This is a genomic window from Pseudomonas sp. IT-P260 (assembly GCF_949768395.1).
In the GTDB taxonomy this organism is placed as follows: domain Bacteria; phylum Pseudomonadota; class Gammaproteobacteria; order Pseudomonadales; family Pseudomonadaceae; genus Aquipseudomonas; species Aquipseudomonas parakoreensis.
On the sequence record NZ_CATKPO010000022.1, the window covers coordinates 540429 to 563045 of the forward strand.

Here is a 22617-nt window from a genome sequence, read left to right on the forward strand (position 1 = left end):
TAAGAACCGATAGTGCTGGACTAAGCACATTTGGCTATAAGCGATTCACGGTTGCCCCGGTAAAACGGCGTGCCTATAGTCCTGTCATCTTTCTCCGCCAGTACGGACTCATGATCAAACAACAGCTGGATCGCTTTAACCGTCTCGACTTGCTCGGCCAACCAACGCCTCTGGAAAAACTCGAACGCCTGTCCGCCTGGCTGGGCCGCGATGTGTACATCAAACGCGATGACCTGACGCCGCTGGCCATGGGCGGCAACAAGCTGCGCAAACTCGAATACCTCGCCGCCGACGCCATCGCCCAGGGCGCCGACACGCTGATCACCGCCGGTGCCTTGCAATCGAACCACGTACGCCAGACCGCCGCGCTGGCGGCCAGACTCGGCCTGGGTTGCGTGGCGCTGCTGGAAAATCCGCTGGGCACCGATGACAGCAATTACACCGGCAACGGCAACCGTCTGCTGCTCGATCTGTTCGACACCAAGGTCGAGTTGGTGGACAACCTCGACAACGCCGACGAACAACTCGCCGCACTCGCCGTGCGCCTGCGCAGCAATGGCAAGAAACCGTATCTGGTGCCAATCGGCGGTTCCAATGCACTGGGAGCGCTGGGCTATGTGCGTGCCGGTCTGGAACTGGCGGAGCAAATCAAGGACACCGGCCTGGAATTCGCCGCCGTGGTGCTGGCCTCGGGCAGCGCCGGGACCCACAGTGGTCTGGCGCTGGCGTTGAGCGAAGCGCTGCCGCAATTGCCGGTAATCGGCGTGACGGTATCGCGCAGCGAAGAAGATCAGCGCCCGAAAGTGCAAGGTCTGGCCGAACGTACGGCGGACCTGCTGGGTGTGAAATTGCCAGTGAACTTCAAGGTCGAGTTGTGGGACGAATACTTCGGTCCGCGTTACGGCGAGCCGAACGCCGGGACACTGGCAGCGGTGAAGCTGTTGGCCAGTCAGGACGCGGTGTTGCTCGACCCGGTGTATACCGGCAAGGCCATGGCTGGTCTGCTCGACGGGATCGGCCGCCAGCGTTTCGACGATGGCCCGATCATCTTCCTGCATACCGGTGGAGCGCCGGCGTTGTTTGCCTACAGGGATTCGCTGACAAGCTGATCCTCACTGCTGCAAGAATTTCTGTGGTGAGGGGATTTATCCCCGTTGGACTGCGCAGCAGTCCCCTGCTCTTCAAGTCAGAAGAGAGGGCCGCTTCGCGCCCCATCGGGGATAAATCCCCTCGCCACAATTGATCATATATATTCGATATTGGAATAACAGAAAGATCATTAAGTATTTTCAAGTCTAAAGCAGACATCTTATAGTTTCGCCGCAGGCGAATTTCGGGCAAGACGCATAAGCTGCTTTAGGGCACGATAACGCAGTCGTTCAACTCCCGGATTCGCCAACTTTCCTTAAGCGTCTTCCATAAGAAAACACAGGGGCTTGTCATGAATTTTTCCGCACTACGTCGCACTCTGCTGGTAGGTTCGCTGGGCCTTGCACTGAGCGCCGGCCTGATCGGCCAGGCAACCGCCGGTGAGCAGCTGCAACAGATCAAGGACAAAGGCGTCATCAACGTCGGCCTGGAAGGCACTTACCCACCGTTCAGCTTCGTTGACGAGAACGGCAAACTGTCCGGTTTCGAAGTCGAGCTCTCCGAAGCCCTGGCGCAGAAACTCGGCGTCAAAGCCAAGATTCAGCCGACCAAGTGGGACGGTATCCTCGCTGCGCTGGAATCCAAGCGTCTGGACGTCGTGGTGAACCAAGTGACCATCTCCGACGAGCGCAAGAAGAAATATGACTTCTCCGAGCCGTATACCGTTTCCGGGATCCAGGCACTGGTGCTGAAGGACAAGGAAGCCAAGTTGAACATCAAGACCGCTGCCGACCTGTCCGGCAAGAAAGTCGGTGTCGGCCTGGGCACCAACTACGAACAATGGGTTCGCGCCAACGTGCCGGGCGCTGACGTGCGCACCTACGACGATGATCCGACCAAGTTCGCCGACCTGAACAACGGCCGCACCGACGCCATCCTGATCGACCGTCTGGCCGCACTGGAATACGCCAAGAAAGCCCCGAAAACCGTGGCTGCCGGTGAAGCGTTCTCCCGTCAGGAATCCGGTATTGCCCTGCGCAAGGGCGAGCCTGAGCTGCTGGCTGCGGTGAACAAGGCGCTCGACGAGCTGCGTGCCGACGGTACCCTTGAGAAGCTGTCGAAGAAATACTTCAACGCTGACGTCACCAAATAATGGAAGAAGCTTTCCAACTCGCACTGGACTCCGCGCCCTTTCTGCTCAAGGGCGCGTACTACACGGTTATCCTCAGCCTGGGCGGCATGTTTTTCGGCTTGCTGCTGGGCTTCGGCCTGGCCTTGATGCGCCTGTCGCGCTTCAAACTGGTGAGCTGGATTGCCCGCATCTACGTGTCGTTCTTCCGCGGCACGCCGTTGCTGGTTCAACTGTTCGTGATCTATTACGGCTTGCCGCAACTGGGTCTGGAACTGGATCCGCTGCCGGCGGCGCTGATCGGCTTCTCGCTGAACATGGCCGCCTACGCCTGTGAAATCCTGCGTGCGGCGATCGGTTCGATCGAACGTGGTCAATGGGAGGCCGCTGCGAGCATCGGCATGACCCGTGCGCAAACCCTGCGCCGGGCCATCCTGCCGCAGGCCATGCGCACGGCGCTGCCGCCGTTGGGCAACAGCTTCATTTCACTGGTCAAGGACACGGCACTGGCCGCCACCATTCAGGTGCCGGAACTGTTCCGCCAGGCGCAGCTGATTACCGCCCGGACTTTCGAAGTCTTCACCATGTATCTTGCCGCCGCGCTGATCTACTGGATTCTGGCCACGGTGCTGTCGCACCTGCAGAACAAGCTGGAAGAGCGGGCCAATCGGCACGACCAGGAGTCCTGACCCATGATTGTCGTGGAAAAACTGACAAAGCAGTTCAAGGGTCAAGAGGTGCTCAAAGGCATCGATCTTGAAGTAAAGGAAGGCGAGGTCGTGGCCATCATCGGCCCTAGCGGTTCGGGTAAAACCACGTTCCTGCGCTGCCTGAACTTCCTTGAAGAGCCCACCAGCGGCCGGATCAAGGTCGGCGATATCGAGATCGATACCCGCCGTCCTCTGAGCCAGCAACAAAGCCTGGTGCGCAACTTGCGCCAGCACGTAGGTTTCGTGTTCCAGAACTTCAACCTGTTCCCGCACCGCACCGCCCTGGAAAACGTCATCGAAGGGCCGATCGTGGTCAAGAAGATGCCGCGCGAGCAAGCCGTTGCCCTGGGCATGAAGCTGTTGGCCAAGGTCGGTCTGGCCGGCAAGGAAGATGCGTATCCGCGTCGTCTGTCCGGTGGTCAGCAACAGCGCGTGGCGATTGCCCGGGCGCTGGCGATGGAGCCGGAGGTGATCCTGTTCGACGAACCGACCTCGGCGCTCGACCCGGAGCTGGTCGGCGAAGTACTGGCGACCATTCGTGGTCTGGCTGAAGAAAAACGCACCATGGTCATCGTCACTCACGAAATGGGGTTCGCCCGCGATGTGGCCAACCGTGTGGTGTTTTTTGACAAGGGCGTGATCGTCGAGCAAGGCGAAGCCAAGGCCTTGTTTGCGAACCCGAAAGAAGAGCGTACCAAACAGTTTCTCAGCAAGTTTCTGAATCACGCCTGAGAAGCTTATTGCTTTGAGTCATTAACTTCCACGGATGGAAGTTATACTTTTCCTGCCTACACAAACATCTAAGCCCCTCCATTCTAAAACCTGTCAAAACAATACATACATGTTCTGCAGCCGTTGGACTTAATCCGTTGCGCATTTCTTTGCCTGCGAAACGATCAAAACTCGCCTGCACTAAAACAATAAAAACTGCCAAAAAACCGTAGTTCCATTCGCCATTGCGGCTAGGCAGCGTGACCGTACAACGTAGGAATCTTCTGATTAATCGGTAATTCACGGATTAACTAAGACACTCTATTGACACTCTTTCCCGCACACTCTTATCTAGTCGTCAACCGGCACCCACTAGTTGAATCAATTCGCACTCAGCCCGAACAAAAGTTCAGGCTGCATTACCGATTCATCACGCCTTTTGTTTTTTCAAGAAACGGAATTCGCCGCAAGATTTCAAGGAGAGAACCCGATGATCCGCACTTCGCATACCCCCGAACTGGCAGCCCCGCACCTGGCAGCCGCGCAAAAAAACGCCGTCAACCTGGCCGCGGCCGCGCATTTGCTGATCGATGTTCTGCCGTACCCCGGCATGGACGCCGGCGATCTGATTGAACTGTTCTGGAACAACTGCTACGTCGCCTCACGCGTCCTGACCAGTGAAGACCTCGGCACATCGGTCAGTCTGCGAGTGCCGGAGAGCTTCATCGCCAGCGGTACCGCACGGATTCACTATCGGGTCATGCAAATCGGGCAGGGACCGGCGCTGTCGGCGGCAACCCGGGTTCAAGTCAAGCTCGACTGCCCAGGCGGCCAGCCTTCGGCGTTGTGCGGTGACGAGAATCAGCAACTGGCGCCGGTCGCGGTACCCGATACCATCCGCCGCCAGGGCGTGAACCCCAATCAGATCAAACGCGGTGTGCCCCTGACCATCGAACCCTACCTGAACATGGCCGAGGACGACGCCATCACCTTGCGCTGGGGCGATGTGCGCATGGATCTGGCCCGAATCACCGCTGCCGATGTCGGCCTGCCGATTCAGGTCTGGGTGCCACCGGCAGTGATCCTCGAGGGCGGCGAGGATCTGCGCCTCGACGTGACCTACTGCGTCATCGACTGGGTCGGCAACAACTCACGCTGGGCACCGCCACGGACGCTGAAGATCGGTTGCGTGAATCCTTATCTGAAGGTGCCGCTGCGCCAAGCGCTGAAGGCTGCTGAATCGACCAAGGATTGATGCCGCATTCCTGTGCTCATGGAGCTTTGTAGTGAGGTGATTTAGCGAAACGTCGCACCGCCCCGATGGACTGCGAAGCAATCCCGTTTTTTATGATTCAGAAAGGGCCGCTGCGCGGCCTGTCGGGGATAAATCCCCTCACCACAGGTTGTACCACCGCGGCTGGGAGCCTGTTAACCAACCCGACCACCGCCCCTTCTATACATATTCCTAAAAGTTAGTTTATTTAATATTTATACACGCTTAGGGTATATGAACCGGACCACCGGACATTCTTTCGTTCGCCGCACTTTTGCGGCGTTTTTCATGAGATGTGAGGTAGGTAGTATGGTCCGGAACACAATCACCCCAGTGCAGATCGCCAGGGCATTGCGTGCAGCCAGGGAGCGGCACTGATGTCCAGTCTGGCCGATGCAAACGTCCAGTCGGATCTGGACATCGCCCCGTTGTTGTTGCCCGCGCAGGTCTTGCGCAACGACGCCCAAGCCATCAAGGCTGCCAACGAACTGGCGCAGGTTGCCCGTGTGCAGGCCGCCAAACGCGACCGCCAGCGCAAGCTGCCGTGGTCGGAAATCGAACAGTTCACCCGCAGCGGTCTGGGCAGCATTGCCATCCCCCGTGAATACGGCGGCCCACAGGTTTCGTTTGTCACGTTGGCCGAGGTGTTCGCGATCATTTCCGCGGCTGACCCGGCGCTGGGACAGATCCCGCAGAACCAGTTCGGCATCATCAATCTGGTACTCGGCAGCGCCACCGAAGCGCAGAAAAAACAGCTGTTCCAGAGTGTTCTGGAAGGCTGGCGCATCGGCAACGCCGGCCCTGAGCGCGGCACCAAAAACACCCTGGAATTGAAAGCGCGTATCACCGCCGACGGCGATGACTACGTGATCAACGGCCAGAAGTTTTATTCCACCGGCGCGCTGTTCGCGCACTGGGTGGCGGTCAAGGCGCTCAATGACGACGGCAAGCAAGTGCTGGCCTTCGTCCGCCGTGGCACCCCGGGCCTGCGCATCGTTGATGACTGGTCGGGCTTCGGGCAGCGCACCACCGCCAGCGGCACGATTGTGCTGAACAACGTGCGCGTCGAGTCGAGCCTGGTGGTCGACAACTGGAAGATCAACGAGAAGCCGAATACCCAAGGTGCCGTGTCGCAGCTGATTCAAGCGGCCATCGACGCTGGTATCGCCCGAGGTGCCATCGACGACGCCATCGATTTCGTCAAAACCCGCGCACGGCCGTGGATCGACGCCAAGGTGGAACGCGCCAGCGATGACCTCTACGTGATCGCCGACATCGGCAAACTGAAAATCGAACTGCACGCCGCCGAGGCATTGCTGCGCAAGGCCGGGCAAGTGCTGGATCAGGTGCACGCCGCACCGCTCACCGCCGAGTCCGCCGCCCGCGCCTCGATTGCCGTGGCCGAGGCCAAAGTGCTGACCACCGAGATTTCACTGCTGGCCAGCGAAAAGCTTTTCGAACTGGCCGGCAGCCGCGCAACCCTCGCCGAATTCAACCTCGACCGCCACTGGCGCAACGCCCGGGTGCACACCCTGCACGACCCGGTGCGCTGGAAATATCACGCGGTCGGCGCCTATCGCCTCAACGGTACTTTGCCGGCCCGCCATTCCTGGATCTGACGACCGCACACTTTCTCAAAGGCATTGGAGAGAACCATGACTTTTTCCCACCCCGTCGCGGTCATCACCAGCGATGAGCAAGCCCTGATCGTCGCCAGCGACCTGGCCGAAGATTTCAAACGCGACAGTGCCGTGCGTGACCGTGAACGTCGTCTGCCACTGCCGGAACTCGACGTATTCTCCCGCTCCGGCCTGTGGGGCATCAGCGTGCCCAAGGAATACGGCGGCGCTGCTGTGTCCAACGTGACCCTGGCCAAAGTCATCGCCCTGATCGCTCAGGCTGACGGCTCGCTCGGGCAGATTCCGCAGAACCATTTCTACGCCCTCGAAGTGCTGCGCGTTAACGGCAGCCACGAGCAGAAACAACGGCTGTACGCCGAGGTGCTGGCCGGCCAGCGCTTCGGCAACGCCCTGGCGGAACTCGGTACCAAAACCGCCCACGACCGCGTCACCCGCCTCGAGCGTGACGGCAACGGCTATCGCATCAACGGGCGCAAGTTTTATGCGACCGGCGCGATCTACGCGCAGCGCATCCCGACGTCGGTGGTTGATGAAAATGGCGTGCAGCAACTGGCCTTCGTCCCGCGCGACAGCCAAGGCCTGACGGTCATCGACGACTGGAGCGGTTTCGGCCAGCGCACCACCGGCAGCGGTTCGGTGGTGTTCGAAGACGTCTACGTTGCCGCCGAGGACGTGGTCCCGTTCCAGAGTGCTTTCGAGCGTCCGACCACGGTCGGCCCGCTGGCGCAGATCCTTCACGCCGCCATCGACACCGGCATCGCTCGCGCCGCTTACGAAGACGCGCTGCACTTCGTACGCAGTAAAACGCGGCCGTGGATCGACTCCGGTAATGACAAGGCCACCGAAGACCCGCTGACCCTGAAGAGTTTCGGTCACTTGAGTATTCGCCTGCACGCCACTGAAGCACTGCTGGAACGCGCCGGCGAATCCCTCGATAAGGCCCAGGCCGAGACCAACGCCGAAACCGTCGCTGCTGCCTCGATTGCCGTCGCCGAAGCGCGGGCGATCAGCACTGAAATCTCGCTGGCTGCTGGCAGCACGCTGTTCGAACTGGCCGGCAGCCAGGCGACCCTGATCGAACACGGCCTCGACCGTCACTGGCGCAACGCCCGGGTGCACACCCTGCACGACCCGGTGCGCTGGAAATATCACGCGGTGGGCAATTACTACCTCAACGATGAAAAGCCGCCACTGCGGGGCACCATTTGATGAGCAAGAAAAAGATTCTGCTCAATGCGTTCAACATGAACTGCATTGGCCATATCAACCACGGTTTGTGGACACACCCGCGCGACACCTCGACGCGCTACAACACTCTCGAGTACTGGACCGAACTGGCGCAGTTGCTGGAGCGCGGGCTGTTCGATGGGCTGTTCATCGCCGACATCGTCGGAGTGTACGACGTCTATCAGAACTCGGTGGATGTCACGCTGAAAGAGTCGATCCAGTTGCCGGTCAACGACCCGCTGCTGCTGGTATCGGCCATGGCTGCGGTGACGAAAAATCTCGGCTTCGGCCTCACCGCCAACCTCACCTATGAACCGCCCTATCTGTTCGCCCGCCGCATGTCCACGCTCGATCATCTGAGCCGTGGTCGGGTCGGCTGGAACATCGTCACCGGTTACCTCGACAGCGCCGCCAAGGCCATGGGCCTGCGTGAACAGGTCGAGCATGACCGCCGTTACGATCAGGCCGACGAATACCTCGAAGTGCTCTACAAACTCTGGGAGGGCAGTTGGGAAAACGGCGCGGTGCTCAATGACCGCGTGCAGCGCATCTACGCCCAGCCGGAGAAGGTGCACAAGGTCGAGCACCACGGCGAATTCTATCAAGTCGAGGGTTATCACCTCTGCGAGCCGTCGCCGCAGCGCACGCCTGTGCTGTTCCAGGCTGGCAGTTCCGATCGCGGTTTGCTGTTCGCCGGACGTCACGCCGAGTGCGTATTCATCAGCGGCCAGAACAAGCCATCGACCAAAGTGCAGGTGGACAAGGTCCGCGCCAGCGCCGTCGAGGCCGGGCGCAATCCCGAAGACATCAAGGTGTTCATGGGCCTCAACGTGATCGTCGGCGCCACCGAAGAAGCCGCGTGGGCCAAGCACGCCGAGTACTTGAGTCATGCCAGTGCCGAGGCCGGCGTGGCGCACTTCTCGGCGTCCACCGGCATCGATTTTTCCCAATACGAAATCGACGAGCCGATCCAGTACGTCAAGAGCAATGCCATCCAGTCCGCGACCAAGAACCTGCAGAACAACGACTGGACCCGACGCAAATTGCTCGATCAGCACGCCCTCGGTGGCCGCTACATCACCGTGGTGGGCTCGCCTGAGCAAGTGGCCGATGAACTGGAATCGTGGATCGCCGAAACCGGGCTGGACGGCTTCAACCTTACGCGCATCGTGACCCCGGAAAGCTATGTCGATTTCATCGAGCTGGTGATTCCGGAGTTGCAGCGGCGTGGGTCGTACAAGACTGCGTATGACAGCGGCAGCTTGCGCGAAAAGCTGTTTCACGGTGAGGCGCATTTGCCCGAGCAACACATCGGCTCTTCATACCGACATTAAAAGCTTCGCGAGCAGGCTCGCTCCCACATTGGGAACGCATTTCCTCTGTGGGAGCGAGCCTGCTCGCGAAGAGGCCCGACCAGACACCACAAAATTCATGCACTGACTGGAAAAACCACCATGACCAAGAAACTCCTGTCCCACCCAGTCAAAGCACTGGCCCTGGCCTTCGGCCTGTTCAGCTCGGCGGTGTTCGCCGCCGATGCACCACTGAAAATCGGCACCACCGCCGCCTTCGCCATTCCACTGGAAGCCGCCGTCGAAGAGGCCTCCAAACAAGGCCTGAAAGTCGAGCTGGTGGAGTTCACCGACTGGATCGCACCGAACGTCAGCCTCGCCGCCGGCGACATCGATGTGAATTACTTCCAGCACATCCCGTTCCTCGAAAACGCCAAGGCGGCCTCCGGTTTTGACCTGGTGCCGTTCGCCCCGGGGATCATCAACAACGTCGGCCTCTATTCGAAAAAATACAAAAGCTTCGACGAGTTGCCTGAAGGCGCCAGCGTCGCCATCGCCAACGACCCGATCAACAGCGGTCGCGGTCTGCAACTGCTGGCCAAGGCCGGTCTGATCACCCTCAAACCTGGAGTCGGCTACAAGGCCACCGAAGACGACATCGTCGCCAACCCGAAGAAGATCAAGATCCTGCAAGTCGAAGCCGTGCAACTGGTGCGCGCCTACGATGACGCCGATCTGGTTCAGGGCTACCCGGCCTACATCCGTCTGGCGAAAACCTTCGATGCCGGCTCGGCGCTGCTGTTCGACGGTCTCGACCACAAGGAATACGTGATCCAGTTCGTGATCCAGCCGAAGAGCAAGGACGACCCGCGCCTGATCAAATTCGTCGACATCTACCAGCACTCGCCGGCCGTTCGCGCCGCGCTGGATAAGGCTCACGGCAAGCTGTATCAGGCCGGTTGGGAAAGCTGAACATGACGGCCGCGATCCAACGGCGACTGGAGATTCCAGAGCCAAAAAATGCTGAAAAAACCGAACTGCATCCCGAGCTGAATCGCGCCCACGTGCGCTTCATCGGCCTGGGTAAAACCTACGAGGGTCGGCAAGGCCCGGTGGCGGCCCTGCAAGGCATCGACCTGGCGATTCAGCGCGGCGAGGTGTTCGGCATCATCGGCCGCAGCGGCGCCGGCAAGTCGTCGCTGATCCGCACGATCAATCGTCTGGAGCAACCGACGGCGGGACGGGTGCTGATCGATCAGGTCGACATCGGCGAGTTCGATGAGGATCGCCTGGTCGCGCTGCGCCGAAGGATCGGCATGATCTTCCAGCACTTCAACCTGATGTCGGCCAAGACCGTGTGGCAGAACGTCGAACTGCCGCTGAAAGTCGCGGGCGTGCCGAAGGCGCAACGCGAGCAGAAGGTTCGTGAGCTGCTCGAACTGGTCGGCCTGCAAGCCAAGCACAAGGCTTACCCAGCGCAGCTTTCCGGCGGGCAGAAACAGCGTGTCGGCATCGCCCGCGCATTGGTGCATGACCCGGACATTCTGCTGTGCGACGAAGCCACTTCGGCGCTCGATCCCGAGACCACTCAGTCGATCCTCGGCCTGCTGCGCGAGATCAACCGGCGCCTCGGCCTGACCATCGTGTTGATCACCCATGAAATGGCGGTGATCCGCGAAATCTGCGACCGCGTGGTAGTGCTGGAACACGGGCGGATCGTCGAGCAAGGCCCGGTCTGGGAAGTGTTCGGCAATCCGCAACACGAGGTCAGTCAGACCTTGCTCGCGCCGCTGCAGCACGCACTGCCGGAAGAACTGCAGAGTCGCCTGCATGCCCAGCCGCCCTCCCCGGGCGCGACGGTGGTATTGCGTTTGCAGTTCACTGGCAGTGCCAACGACGAGCCGGATCTGGCCGCGTTGTTTGCCGCCCTCGGCGGACGCGTGAAATGGCTGCAGGGCGGCGTCGAACGGATTCAGGGCCACGCGCTGGGACAACTGTTGCTGGCGGTCAGCGGCTCATCCTTGAGCGCCGAACAGTTGCGCGAGCGCGCCGGGCAGTGGGCGCAACGGGTGGAGGTATCGGGTTATGTGGTTTGATCGCTTGCTCCAGGGTTTCATTGACACCTTCCTGATGGTCGGCGTGTCGTCGCTGATCGCGTTGCTGGTGGGGATCCCGATGGCGGTGATTCTGGTCACCAGCGACAAGGGCGGGATCTATCAGGCGCCGCTGCTCAACCGGGCGCTGGGCGCGTTCGTGAATCTGTTCCGCTCGATCCCGTTTCTGATTCTGATGGTCGCGCTGATTCCCTTCACCCGGCTGATTGTCGGCACCACGTACGGTGTGTGGGCGGCGGTGGTACCGCTGACCATTGCCGCGACGCCGTTCTTTGCGCGGATTGCCGAAGTGAGTCTGCGTGAGGTCGATCACGGCTTGATCGAAGCCGCGCAGGCCATGGGCTGCCGGCGCTGGCACATCGTCTGGCATGTGCTGTTGCCGGAAGCGCTGCCGGGGATCGTCGGCGGGTTCACGATTACGCTGGTGACGATGATCAACTCGTCAGCCATGGCCGGGGCGATCGGTGCCGGTGGTTTGGGCGATATCGCTTACCGCTACGGTTATCAACGTTTCGACAGCCAGATCATGCTGACGGTGATTGTGTTGCTGGTGGCGTTGGTGGCGGTGATTCAGTTGGGCGGCGATCGCCTCGCCAGAGGTCTGAACAAGCGCTGAAGCAAGATCAAAAGATCGCAGCCTTCGGCAGCTCCTACAGGGGAATGCGATCTTCTGTAGGAGCTGCCGAAGGCTGCGATCTTTTAAAGCGCGAAAGCGCTTATAGTCTGCTCAACTCCCCCAAACAGTCCGCCCCATGAAACAGACTCCCACCGATCTGGAACAGATCACCGCCACCACCCTCGGCCACTACAACTCGGTGGCCGAAGACTTCCGCGAAGGCACCCGCGATCACGATGTCAGCCAGAACATCGACGCCTTGCTTCGCCACATCCAGGGTCCGGCGCCGTTCACCTTGCTCGATTTCGGCTGCGGCCCCGGCCGTGATTTGCAGACGTTCACCCGCATGGGCCATGTCGCGGTCGGCCTTGATGGCTCAGAGGAATTTGCGCGCATGGCCCGCGAAGACAGCGGTTGCGAGGTCTGGCAGCAGGACTTTCTGAAACTCGATCTGCCGGCCGAGCACTTCGACGGCATCTTCGCCAATGCGGTGCTGTTTCATGTGCCGTTGCAGGAGTTGCCGCGTGTGCTCAAGCAGTTGCATGGCACGCTGAAGCCGGGTGGGGTGTTGTTCAGTTCCAATCCGCGCGGGGATAACCGTGAGGGCTGGAATGGGCCACGCTACGGCTCATATCACGACTTGGACGCGTGGCGCGGGTTGCTGACGGCGGCGGGGTTTGTCGAGCTTGAGCATTACTACCGGCCGGCGGGATTGCCGCGCGAGCAGCAGCCTTGGCTGGCGAGCGTCTGGCGGCGGGTTGGCTGAAGATCAAAAGATCGCAGCCTGCAGCAGCGCCGACATGGGATTTCCTGTAGGCGCTGCCGCCGGCTGCGATCTTTTGCTTTTGCCTTATGCGGTCTCCTTCTTCGGCTCGCGAATCTTGTACCAGGCCACATACAACGCCGGCAGAAACAGCAGGGTCAGCAACGTCGCGACCACGATCCCGCCAATCATCGCGTAGGCCATCGGCCCCCAGAACACTTCCCGGGCAATCGGAATCATGCCCATGCTCGCCGCCGCAGCCGTCAGCAGGATCGGCCGACGCCGGTGCTCGGTCGCTTCCACCACCGCATCCCACGGCGTATAGCCCTTCTGCTCGAACTCATCGATCTGCGTCACCAGAATCACCGAGTTGCGGATGATGATACCGATCAGTGCAAGGATCCCCAGGATCGCCACGAAGCCCATCGGCGTACCGGTCGGCACCAGCGCCAGCACCACACCGATCAGACCCAGCGGCGCGACACTTGCCACCAGGAACATCTTCTGCACGCTGTGCAACTGGATCATCAGGAAGGTCGCCATCAAAAACAGCATCAACGGCAGGACCTTGGCGATCGGTCCCTGGGCCTTGCCGCTTTCCTCGACCGTACCGCCCGTGGCGACTTTGTAGCCGACCGGGAGTTTTTCAGCGAACGCATCAATCGACGGCTTGAGCAGTTTCACCAGGTCGGTCGGCTGGATCTCATCGCGCACCGAAGCCTTGATGGTGATGGTCGGCAGACGGTCACGACGCCACACCAGCGGTTGCTCCAGCTCATACCGCACGGTGGCAAAGGCCAGCAGCGGAATCGACGTGCCGTTGGGTGTGACGATCTGCAGGTTCTGCAGGGTTTCCGGGGTGCCGCGTTCGGAATCCACCGCGCGGCCGACGACATTGATCAGGTAGATATCGTCATCGACCTGGGTCAAGGGCGAGCCGCTGACGATGCTATTCATCAGCTTCGCCACGTCTTCCGAGGACAGCCCGAGCTGACGCGCCTTGTCCTGGGCAATGTCGATGCGCAGCACTTTGCCCGGCTCGTTCCAGTCGTAAATGATCTCGCCGATGTGCTCGTTCTTGTCCAGCTCGGTCGCCAGGTCGATAGCGTGCTTGCGCACCTGATCAATGTCCTTGCCGCTGACCCGGTACTGGATCGGACGTCCCACCGGCGGGCCCATTTCCAGCGCCTGCACGTAACTGCCGATGCCGACGAAGTCCTTGTGCAAGCGTTCACGCAGGCGTTGGCTGAGGGCTTCGCGGGCCTCGAAGTCTTTGCTGACGATCACCAGTTGCGCGTAGTACGGGTTCTGCAATTGCTGGTCGAGCGGCAGATAGAAACGGATCGCGCCCTGACCGATGTAAGTGCTCCAGCGCACGATGTCCGGATCGCCCTTGAGCGTGGCTTCGAGCTTGTCCACGGCCTTGCGGGTTTCATCGATCGAGGCGTTTTGCGGCAGGTTCAGATCGACGAGGATTTCCGGGCGATCGGAGGACGGGAAGAACTGGTTCTGTACAAAGCGCATGCAGAACACCGCCAGCACGAAGCACAACACGGTGATGCCGATCGCCCACCAGCGGTTGCGCATCGACCACAGCAAACCGTGGTTGAATGCCCGACCAATGCGTCCCGGCTCGCCCTCGTGAGGTTTCACATTGGTGCTGAGGATGTGCACGCCGATCACCGGTGCGAACAGCACCGCGACGATCCACGACACCAGCATGGCCACCGCGATCACCGCAAACAGGGTGAAGGTGTACTCACCGGCGGAGCTGGCGTTGAGGCCGATCGGCACGAAGCCGGCAACGGTCACCAGCGTACCGGTGAGCATCGGGAACGCCGTCGAGGTGTAGGCAAACGTGGCTGCCTGCTCCTTGGTCTCACCCATTTCCAGGCGCGTGACCATCATCTCCACGGTGATCATCGCGTCGTCCACCAGCAGGCCGAGGGCGATGATCAGCGCTCCGAGGGAAATCCGCTGCATGGTGATGCCGCTGTATTCCATGAACACAAACACCATCGCCAGCACCAGCGGAATCGAGCACGCCACCACCAACCCGGCGCGCACGCCAAGACTGATGAAGCTGACCACCAGGACGATGATCACCGCTTCAAACAGCGCGCTGGTGAAGCCACCAACCGCCTCTTCCACCACCACTGCCTGATCGGACACCGTATGGACGCCGACGCCAACCGGCAGATCAGCGGTGATCTGGTCGATCCGCTGGTGCAACGCCTTGCCGAATTCCTGAACGTTGCCGCCCTTCTGCATGGCAATCGCCAGACCGATTGCCGGCTTGCCGTCGAAACGGAATTCCGGCGTGGCCGGGTCAACATAACCGCGACTGATGTCGGCGATATCGGCCAACCGATAGAAGCGCTCATTGAGTTTGAGATTGACCTCGGCCAGATCCTTCTCCGACGCGAACTGTCCTGAAGTACGCACCGAGATACGCTCAGGCCCGGCCTCGATCACACCCGCCGGAGTCACGGCGTTCTGCGATTGCAGGCTCTGCACCACCTGACGCTGGTCGATGCCCAGTGCCGCGAGCTTGCGGGTGGAGAAGTTCAGGTAAATCACTTCGTCCTGCTGGCCGATCATCTCGATCTTGCCCAGACCCGGCACGTTGCGGATCTCGGCGCGGGCCTGTTCCACGTAGTCACGCAACTGGCGCATGGTCAGGCCGTCGGCGGTAAACGCGTAGACCGAGCCGTAGACGTCACCGAACTCATCGTTGAATCCGGGCCCCTGAATTCCTTGGGGAAACTGTCCGCGAATGTCATCGATCTTCTTGCGCACCTGGTACCAGATTTCCGGAATGTCCTTGGCGCTGGTGGTGTCGCGCAAGTACACGTAGACCGTCGATTCACCGGGGCGCGTGTAACTTTTCACGTAGTCGAGAGAATCGAGCTCCTCGAGTTTTTTCTCGATGCGGTCGGTGACCTGCTTGAGGGTTTCCTCCTGGGTCGCACCCGGCCATTTGGTCTGGATGACCATGGTCTTGATGGTGAACGAAGGATCTTCTTCACGCCCCAGATTGAAGTAAGAGAACACCCCCATCAGCAACGCGACGAACATCAGGTACCAGACGAACGACTGATGCTTGAGGGCCCATTCGGAGAGATTGAAAGAGCCTTTCATTGACTGTCCTCGTCGAGTTTCACGGCTTGTCCGGGTTTAAGACTGTTGACGCCTGCGCTGACCACGCGCTCGCCGGATTTGACGCCGTCGGCCAGCACCACGGTGCCGTCGGTACGGCTGATCACGCTGACGTCACGGGGCGCGACGGTTTTGCCGGAGGTGTCGACCACCCAGATGCGGGTCTTGCCATCGGCTTCCTGCAGGGCAGTGGCAGGCAACTCGATACGCGGCTTGATCGCCGAACTGAGGGTCACGCTGATCGCCGTACCGAGACGAAACCCCTCCGGGGTGCTGGCCAGGGTCAGCCGCGCGCGGCGGGTGCGCGTGGCGCTTTGAGCCTGCGGTTCGATCTCGCGAATGGTCGCGGTGGTATTGATCCTCGGGTCGAGTTGCCCGGCCACCAGAAACACCACGTCGGCGGGGATCTGATCAACCAGTGTGTCCGGCAGGTCGATCACCGCTTCCTTGATGTCCGGTTGCGCCAGAGTCACCACTTGCTGGCCGGCAGTCACCACCTGGCCGGCTTCGGCATTCCATGCGGTGACCACGGCTTTGTGGTCGGCACGCAGTTCGGTGTAGCCGAGCTGATCCTTGCTCTGATCGACCGCCGCCCGGGCCTGATCGAGCGAGGCCTGGGTGGTTTTCAGATCGGTGATGGCGATGTCCAGTTGTGCCTGCGCGCCAACTCCACGATCAAACAGCGCCTGCTGACGCCGGGCGTTGGCCTGGGCGTTGATCAGTTGCGCCTGCACCTTGGCCAGATCGCCCTGGGCCGAGCGCAACTGGTTCTGTTGATCGGAGGGGTCGAGCGTGGCGAGCAACGTACCCTTTTGCACCTCGGTGCCGACATCGACGTTACGGCTGGCAATACGTCCACCGACGCGGAAACCGGTGTTGCTCTCGTAACGCGCCTGAATGCTGCCGGCGAAACGCCCGAGGGTTTCCTCGTTCAGCGCCTGTACCTTGATCGACAGCACAGGCCGTACCGGCTCCGGAGGCGGCTCGCTTTTCGAGCAGGCGGCCAGCAACACACTGATGGATAACAGCCCCAGACGCTTCATGGCTGTGCTCCCGGTTGCAGATCCTTGTAGGTGTTTTCGGCGATCTCGACTTTCATGCCCGGATGCAACAACTGCCCACCCGCGACAATGACCTTTTCCCCGCCTAGGAGACCGTCGCTGATGATCACCTTGCCGATCAGGTAGCGGCTGACAGTGACGTTATGCAACTGCGCCTCGCCCTTGTCGTCAACCATCCACACGGCCGGCTCGCTGATATTTTTGGTCAGCGCCGACCATGGCAATTCCACCGCCGACTTGCCGCTGCCCTTGGCCGTGGCGCTGACCACCGAGCCGAGCTGCATGCCCTGCGGCAGGCTGTCGAGGGTGACTTTGACTTGCACCGTGCCGGACTGCGCCGACACCGCCGGGGTGATTTCACGCACCGTGCCGGTGGTCTTGATCGCGGGATTATCGAGCAGGCTGACGACAATCGAGCGATCGTCAGGGCGTTCGGCCAGCAGCGATTCGTAGACGTTGAACACCGCGTCGCGATCGCCATCGCGGGCCAGTTTGAAAATCGGCGCGGTGGCCTGGACCACTTGGCCGACCTCGGCCTGGCGCTCGGTGATAATCCCCGGGGCATCGGCGATCAGTGCGGTGTAGCTCAGTTGATCCTTGGCATTGGCCAGTTGCGCCTGCGCCGCGCTCAGGGCGCTCTGGCTGCTGCGCAAGGCGGCTTGGGCGGAGTCGAATTCGCTCTGGCTGGTGTAACCCTTGGGCAACAGTTTCTGCTGACGCACGAACGCTGCGGCGCTCTGTTTGACCCGTGCCTGCTCGGCGATGACCTGGGCCTGAGCGGAATCGACGTTGGTCTGCAAATCCTTGGGATCGAGTTTGGCCAGCACTTGCCTGGCGCTGACCCGGTCGCCGACATCGACCATGCGCTGGATGATCTTGCCACCGACCCGGAACGACAGTTCGGTCTGCACCCGGGCCTGCACATCGCCGGTCAGGGTCACGGCAGCCGCGTAATCGGCGGGTTTGACCTCTTGCACAAAGACCCGTGGCAGGTACTCCGCCGGGGCTTCTTTCTTGCCGCAAGCGGTCAACAACGTGAGCAGGCTCAGCACGACAACTGTTTTCAATCCGGGACTCGCCATGCAGACTCCTTCCTGTGTACGAACGTGCAAGTGACGATACGACTGTGAGCTTAGAACAGGGTTCAACGTTCGCCTGCGTGATCTCTATTTTTCCCGTGTAGGAGCTGCCGCAGGCTGCGATCTTTTGACTTTACAAAAGCAAGATCAAAAGATCGCAGCCTTCGGCAGCTCCTACAATGGTCGCCTCAAGAGAAGGATTTTCATGCTCAAGACCCTCGCGGTGGCCAATTACCGCTCGATCAACAAACTGGTGATCCCGCTGGGCCGGCTGAACCTGATCACCGGCCCCAACGGCAGCGGCAAGTCCAATCTCTACCGCGCCTTGCGCCTGCTGGCGGAGACCGCTCAGGGTGGCGTGGTCAATGCACTGGCCCGCGAGGGCGGGCTGGACTCGACGTTCTGGGCCGGGCCGGAAACCATCAGTCGGCGCATGCGCAACGGCGAAGTGGCGATCGAGCCGACGGTGCGTCAGGGCGCCAAACGGCTGCGCCTGGGGTTTGCCGGAGAGGATTTCAGCTACTCCATCAGCCTCGGCCTGCCCGACTCTAACGGCCACTTCATGTTGCCGGGAGACACTCAGCCCAGCCCCTCGCGCTTCAGCCTCGATCCGCAGATCAAGCGCGAATGCATCTGGGCCGGCCCGCTCTACCGCCCGGCCAGCCTGCTGGTGGATCGCAACGGTGCGATGATCCGCGCCCGCGAAGCCCGCAGCTGGGACGTGCTGGCGCAACACACGCCGAACTTCGACAGCCTGTTCGACCAGATCGGCAGCTTGCGCAGTTCGCCGGAAGTGTTTCAGATGCGCGAGTTCATCCGCCGCTGGCGCTTCTACGATCACTTTCGCAGCGACGCCGACGCCCCGGTGCGCCAGCCGCAACTGGGCACGCGCACGCCGGTGCTGCACCACGACGGCCGCGATTTGGCCGCCGCGTTGCAGACCATCAATGAAATCGGCGACCCCGAGGCCTTGCAGGCGGCGATCAGCGATGCGTTTCCCGGCGCACGGCTGAACATCGCACCGCTGGCCGGTGGACGCTTTGCCATCGAGTTTTTCCAGGAGGGGTTGCTGCGACCCTTGTCGGCGGCGGAGCTGTCGGACGGGACGTTGCGTTATCTGTTGCTGATTGCCGCATTGCTGACGCCACGACCACCGTCATTGATGGTGCTCAACGAACCGGAAACCAGCCTGCACCCGGATCTGTTGCCGGCGCTGGCGCGCTTGATCATTCGCGCGTCGGAACAGTGTCAGGTGTGGGTGGTGTCCCATGCACGGCGGTTGATTTCGGCGTTGCAGGAGGATCCGGAGTGCAACTGCATCGTGCTCGAAAAAACGCTGGGGCAGACCGGAATTGTCGGGCAGCGGGTGCTGGATGAGCCGGCGTGGCACTGGCCGGATTGAAAGCGAAAAGATCGCAGCCTGCGGCAGCTCCTACAGGTTTCGCGTCGCGCCGTGATAGGGCGACAGGCGCTGTCCATGTAGGAGCTGCCGCAGGCTGCGATCTTTTGCGCCTTAATTAATCAACCCTGCCACTTGCCACCCTCGACAATCACACTCTCAGGCCGGGTGTCATCGCTCAGCTCTTTGCGCACGTATTGGTCGTACAGCTTGAGCAGGTACTTCTCTTCACCCAGCTTCGCCAGTCCGCTGTTCACCCAGTCACGCAGCTCGACATTGCCCTTCTTCACCGCCGGGGCAATCGGTGCTTCGGCGCCGAGTTTTTCCTCCAGCACACGGTAGCCCGGGTTCTGTTTGGCCCAGCTGAACAGCACCAGATTGTCCTGCGCGTAGGCATCGCCACGGCCATTGGCCAGGGCTTGCAACGACTCGGAGTTTTTCTCGAACTTCAGCAGTTTCCAGTCCGGATGGTTCTTGGTCAGCCAGATATCGGCGGTAGTCCCGGTGGTGACGATGGTGGTGCGGGTGGCCAGGTCATCCAGGTTTTTCACCGCACTGCTTTGCGGCACCAATGCCTGCACCGCAACCTTGAGGTTCGGGTTGGTGAATTCCACCGCTTCCTTGCGCTCCGGAGTCACGGTCATGTTGGCGAGGATCAGGTCGACCTTGTCGCTCTGCAGGAACGGAATGCGGCTCGCCGGCTCCACGGCAACAAACTCGACTTTGTTCTCGTCACCGAGCAGATCCTTGGCGAAACGCCGACCGATGTCGGTGTCGAAACCGACGTAGCGCCCGGCCTCATCGACGAAACCGAACGGTGGCTTGTCGGTGAACACGCCGACGATCAGTTTGTCGCGGGCCTTGATCTTGTCCAGATAGCCGGCTGGCGCGGCGCTTTCGCTGGCGACTTTCGGCTTCGGCGGTTCTTCGGTTTTGCTGCAACCGGCAAGCAAGGCAAGGCTGAGCAGAGGCAGTAAAAAAGCGGCAGTTTTCATGGCGGTTCCAGTTCCTTTGTCGGATTCGTTTTTGGCAGTGTTGCAACGAAGGAGAACTTCTCCAGGAACTGCTGCGCGCGTGCGGTTTGCGGGTTCGTAAAGAAAATCTCGGGCGGGTTCTGTTCAAGGATGCGCCCTGCATCCATGAACACAATGCGGTCGGCCACCGCGCGGGCGAAGGCCATTTCGTGGGTGACGATCAGCAGGGTCATGCCCTCGCGGGCCAGGCCCTGAATCACTTGCAGCACTTCCTTGACCATTTCCGGGTCGAGGGCCGCGGTGACTTCATCGAACAGCATGACCCGTGGGTTCATGCACAACGAGCGGACGATGGCGATGCGTTGCTGCTGACCACCGGAGAGCTGGCGCGGGAAGGCATCGCGCTTGTCCGCCAGGCCCACGCGTTCGAGCAGCGCTTCGGCTTGCTGCTGCGCTTCACGGCGCTGACGTTTTTGCACCTTGAGCGGGCCAAGCAATAAATTGTCGAGCACGCTCATGTGCGGAAACAGGTGATAACTCTGAAACACCATGCCGATCTGTTGGCGCACTTCGCGCCAGTCGGTGGCCTTGTCCAGCAGTTCACGACCGACAAATTTCAGGCTGCCGCCGTGCGCGCTTTCCAGACCGTTGAGGCAGCGCAGCAGCGTGCTTTTACCGCAGCCGCTGGGGCCGAGGATGACGATCACTTCACCGCTGCGCACCTGCAGGTCGATGCCCTTGAGCACCTGCTGCTCGCCATAGAATTTGTTGAAACCCTGAAACTCGATCAATGCGCTCATGCTTGCGTCCAGCGCCGCTCCAGCACGCGCGAGGCGGCCGACAGCGGGTAGCAGATAAAAAAGAAAAACAGGAACAGCGCGCCGTAGATCAGCACCGATTCGTAAGTGCGCTCGATGATCTGCTGGCCGACCTTGATCACATCGACCACGCCAATCAGCACCGCCAGCGAACTGGTCTTGATGATCCGTGTGTAGACGTTGATGGTCGGTGGCGTCATGCGTTTCAGCGCCTGCGGCAGCAGCACATAGCCGTACAGTTGCGCCGCATTGAGGCCGATCGACAGCCCCGCTTCACGCTGCCCGCGCGGCAATGAATGCAACGCACCGCGCGCCACTTCGCCGACCTCGCTGGCGCCCCACAGCGACAGCACCAGCACCGCGCACCAGAAGCTCGGCAGGCTCAGGCCGAAGAAAATCGGCAAGCCGAAAAACAGCAGGTACAGCCAGACCAGCACCGGAATCGCCCGGAACAGTTCCAGATAGATCCGCAGGATCGCGTTCAGCCACGTCACGTTGAGCGTGCGCAATACGCCGTAGAGCACCCCGCCAATGGTGCTGATGGCGATGCTCAGAAACGAGATCGACAGGGTTTGCCCGGCGCCTTTTGTCAGTTGCGGCAACGACACCCAGAGCAGCTCAAGACCCGAACTGGCCATGCTGGAGCCTCCTTTCCAGACGGCTGAGCAACAGCGACAGCGGCAAGAACAACAGCACGCAGATCAGCGTCAGCACGGCGAGCATTTCGTAGGTTTTGTAGTAGAGCGCGATGTAGCTTTTGGTGGTGTAGAGGATTTCCGGCACCGCCACCGCCGAGACCACAGTAGTTTCCTTGAGCAGGAAAATGAAATTGGCGAACAGCGACGGCAGGCTGAGAATCCCCGCCTGCGGCAGGATCACGTAGCGCAGCAACTGACCGTGGGACAGGCCGATGGAGCGCCCCGATTCCAGTTGCGCCTGCGGCACCGCATCGATGCCGGCGCGCAGTACCTCGGTGAGGTAGGCACCGCCAAGGAAAGTCATGGTAATGATCGCTGCGGTGAATCCGGAAACCTTGATCCCCAGCGCCGGCAAGGCGAAGTAGACGAAGAACAGTTGAATCAGCAGCGGCGTGTTGCGCGCCAGCTCCACATACAGGCCGACGACGCGTTGCAGGTAAGGCGTGCGGAACACCAGAATCGTCGCGTTGAGCAGGGCCACCAGCAGCGACGTGCCGATGGCAATGAACCCGACTTGCAGCGTCACGCCCACGGCTTTGAGAAAGGCCGGCAGGGTACTGAGGATAAAGGCGTAGTCGAAAGTCATGAAGCATCCTGGACGTCGCTCGGTAAGCGACGGTCATGCAGTCCATGGACAGCGGGTAACTGTCCGGCAGGTGCTGACTTTATAGGTATAAAAAAAAGAATTTAAATACCGTTAAAGCATATTGATATCACTCAAAAAACTACCCTGTGGGTTTGCCGGGAAGGAATAAGAAGGCTATTTTCCCTTGCGCTGTAGGAAGGATCTTTTTTGCGTGAAAGCCCTCCAAGGACGAACAGCTTTTGGCCAGACTCCCCCGGCCAAACCATTACAAGGAAGACA

At 60.6% G+C, this 22617-nt stretch carries 20 protein-coding genes; 13 read left to right on the forward strand and 7 right to left on the reverse strand.

Annotation, left to right across the window (positions count from 1 at the left end; translation table 11 throughout):
* Window positions 1-110 precede the first annotated feature (110 nt).
* From ACM6HV_RS13305 to ACM6HV_RS13360, 12 genes are all read left to right on the forward strand, one after another.
* Window positions 111-1109 carry a D-cysteine desulfhydrase gene (locus ACM6HV_RS13305; RefSeq protein WP_145595798.1) on the forward strand — a complete coding sequence of 333 codons (999 nt, stop codon included), beginning with the start codon at window positions 111-113 and terminating at the stop codon, window positions 1107-1109.
* A gap of 332 nt (window positions 1110-1441) precedes the next feature.
* Window positions 1442-2242, forward strand: coding sequence for a cystine ABC transporter substrate-binding protein (tcyJ, locus tag ACM6HV_RS13310; protein WP_086794003.1), 801 nt, complete (start codon window positions 1442-1444; stop codon window positions 2240-2242).
* On the forward strand, window positions 2242-2907 hold the full coding sequence (gene tcyL / locus ACM6HV_RS13315; protein ID WP_003220607.1) for a cystine ABC transporter permease: 666 nt from the start codon (window positions 2242-2244) through the stop codon (window positions 2905-2907). Before tcyJ ends, tcyL begins: the two co-directional genes overlap by 1 nt.
* A 3-nt stretch (window positions 2908-2910) precedes the next feature.
* Window positions 2911-3660 (forward strand): L-cystine ABC transporter ATP-binding protein TcyN, encoded by a 750-nt coding sequence (gene tcyN, locus ACM6HV_RS13320; RefSeq protein ID WP_047290800.1) that lies wholly within the window; start codon window positions 2911-2913, stop codon window positions 3658-3660.
* A 469-nt stretch (window positions 3661-4129) separates the two neighbouring features.
* Window positions 4130-4894, forward strand: a complete 765-nt coding sequence (locus ACM6HV_RS13325; protein WP_414904397.1) for a hypothetical protein — start codon at window positions 4130-4132, stop codon at window positions 4892-4894.
* 395 nt (window positions 4895-5289) lie between these two features.
* Window positions 5290-6531 (forward strand): SfnB family sulfur acquisition oxidoreductase, encoded by a 1242-nt coding sequence (locus ACM6HV_RS13330; protein ID WP_414904398.1) that lies wholly within the window; start codon window positions 5290-5292, stop codon window positions 6529-6531.
* Window positions 6532-6567: 36 nt separating this feature from the next.
* The gene (locus ACM6HV_RS13335; protein WP_414904399.1) at window positions 6568-7761 is read left to right on the forward strand and encodes an SfnB family sulfur acquisition oxidoreductase; all 1194 of its coding nucleotides are present in this window, start codon (window positions 6568-6570) and stop codon (window positions 7759-7761) included.
* On the forward strand, window positions 7761-9113 hold the full coding sequence (locus tag ACM6HV_RS13340; RefSeq protein WP_414904400.1) for an LLM class flavin-dependent oxidoreductase: 1353 nt from the start codon (window positions 7761-7763) through the stop codon (window positions 9111-9113). Before ACM6HV_RS13335 ends, ACM6HV_RS13340 begins: the two co-directional genes overlap by 1 nt.
* A 120-nt stretch (window positions 9114-9233) precedes the next feature.
* Window positions 9234-10043 carry a MetQ/NlpA family ABC transporter substrate-binding protein gene (locus ACM6HV_RS13345; protein WP_098966650.1) on the forward strand — a complete coding sequence of 270 codons (810 nt, stop codon included), beginning with the start codon at window positions 9234-9236 and terminating at the stop codon, window positions 10041-10043.
* 2 nt (window positions 10044-10045) lie between these two features.
* A complete protein-coding gene (locus ACM6HV_RS13350; RefSeq protein ID WP_414904401.1) occupies window positions 10046-11167 on the forward strand; it encodes a methionine ABC transporter ATP-binding protein in 1122 nt (373 codons plus the stop codon).
* Entirely contained in the window at window positions 11157-11801 is a 645-nt protein-coding gene (locus tag ACM6HV_RS13355) for a methionine ABC transporter permease (protein ID WP_027611182.1), read from the forward strand. Before ACM6HV_RS13350 ends, ACM6HV_RS13355 begins: the two co-directional genes overlap by 11 nt.
* A gap of 136 nt (window positions 11802-11937) precedes the next feature.
* A complete protein-coding gene (locus ACM6HV_RS13360) occupies window positions 11938-12567 on the forward strand; it encodes a class I SAM-dependent methyltransferase (protein WP_414904402.1) in 630 nt (209 codons plus the stop codon).
* Between the two features lie 84 nt (window positions 12568-12651).
* Here ACM6HV_RS13360 and ACM6HV_RS13365 read toward each other — a convergent pair whose 3' ends face one another.
* The 3 genes from ACM6HV_RS13365 to ACM6HV_RS13375 are packed head-to-tail and all read right to left on the reverse strand — an operon-like array spanning window position 12652 to window position 17866.
* Window positions 12652-15705: an efflux RND transporter permease subunit gene (locus tag ACM6HV_RS13365; RefSeq protein WP_041071156.1), complete on the reverse strand. Its 3054-nt coding sequence runs from the start codon at window positions 15703-15705 to the stop codon at window positions 12652-12654.
* Window positions 15702-16766: an efflux RND transporter periplasmic adaptor subunit gene (locus ACM6HV_RS13370; RefSeq protein ID WP_414904403.1), complete on the reverse strand. Its 1065-nt coding sequence runs from the start codon at window positions 16764-16766 to the stop codon at window positions 15702-15704. Before ACM6HV_RS13370 ends, ACM6HV_RS13365 begins: the two co-directional genes overlap by 4 nt.
* Window positions 16763-17866, reverse strand: coding sequence for an efflux RND transporter periplasmic adaptor subunit (locus tag ACM6HV_RS13375; protein ID WP_414904404.1), 1104 nt, complete (start codon window positions 17864-17866; stop codon window positions 16763-16765). The genes ACM6HV_RS13370 and ACM6HV_RS13375 overlap by 4 nt, the downstream gene beginning before the upstream one ends.
* Window positions 17867-18068: 202 nt before the next feature.
* On the opposite strand from ACM6HV_RS13375, the gene ACM6HV_RS13380 reads away from it, so the two are divergent.
* Complete coding sequence (locus tag ACM6HV_RS13380; RefSeq protein ID WP_414904405.1) at window positions 18069-19265, forward strand: AAA family ATPase; 1197 nt, start codon at window positions 18069-18071, stop codon at window positions 19263-19265.
* 119 nt (window positions 19266-19384) lie between these two features.
* Here ACM6HV_RS13380 and ACM6HV_RS13385 read toward each other — a convergent pair whose 3' ends face one another.
* Genes ACM6HV_RS13385 through ACM6HV_RS13400 form a run of 4 tightly spaced genes read right to left on the reverse strand, consistent with a single transcriptional unit; the run spans window position 19385 to window position 22338 of the window.
* On the reverse strand, window positions 19385-20257 hold the full coding sequence (locus ACM6HV_RS13385; protein WP_414904406.1) for a transporter substrate-binding domain-containing protein: 873 nt from the start codon (window positions 20255-20257) through the stop codon (window positions 19385-19387).
* Complete coding sequence (locus ACM6HV_RS13390) at window positions 20254-21036, reverse strand: amino acid ABC transporter ATP-binding protein (RefSeq protein ID WP_414904407.1); 783 nt, start codon at window positions 21034-21036, stop codon at window positions 20254-20256. The genes ACM6HV_RS13385 and ACM6HV_RS13390 overlap by 4 nt, the downstream gene beginning before the upstream one ends.
* Window positions 21033-21692 carry an amino acid ABC transporter permease gene (locus ACM6HV_RS13395; RefSeq protein ID WP_222017325.1) on the reverse strand — a complete coding sequence of 220 codons (660 nt, stop codon included), beginning with the start codon at window positions 21690-21692 and terminating at the stop codon, window positions 21033-21035. Before ACM6HV_RS13395 ends, ACM6HV_RS13390 begins: the two co-directional genes overlap by 4 nt.
* Entirely contained in the window at window positions 21673-22338 is a 666-nt protein-coding gene (locus ACM6HV_RS13400; protein ID WP_145595768.1) for an amino acid ABC transporter permease, read from the reverse strand. Before ACM6HV_RS13400 ends, ACM6HV_RS13395 begins: the two co-directional genes overlap by 20 nt.
* Between the last annotated feature and the right edge of the window lie 279 nt (window positions 22339-22617).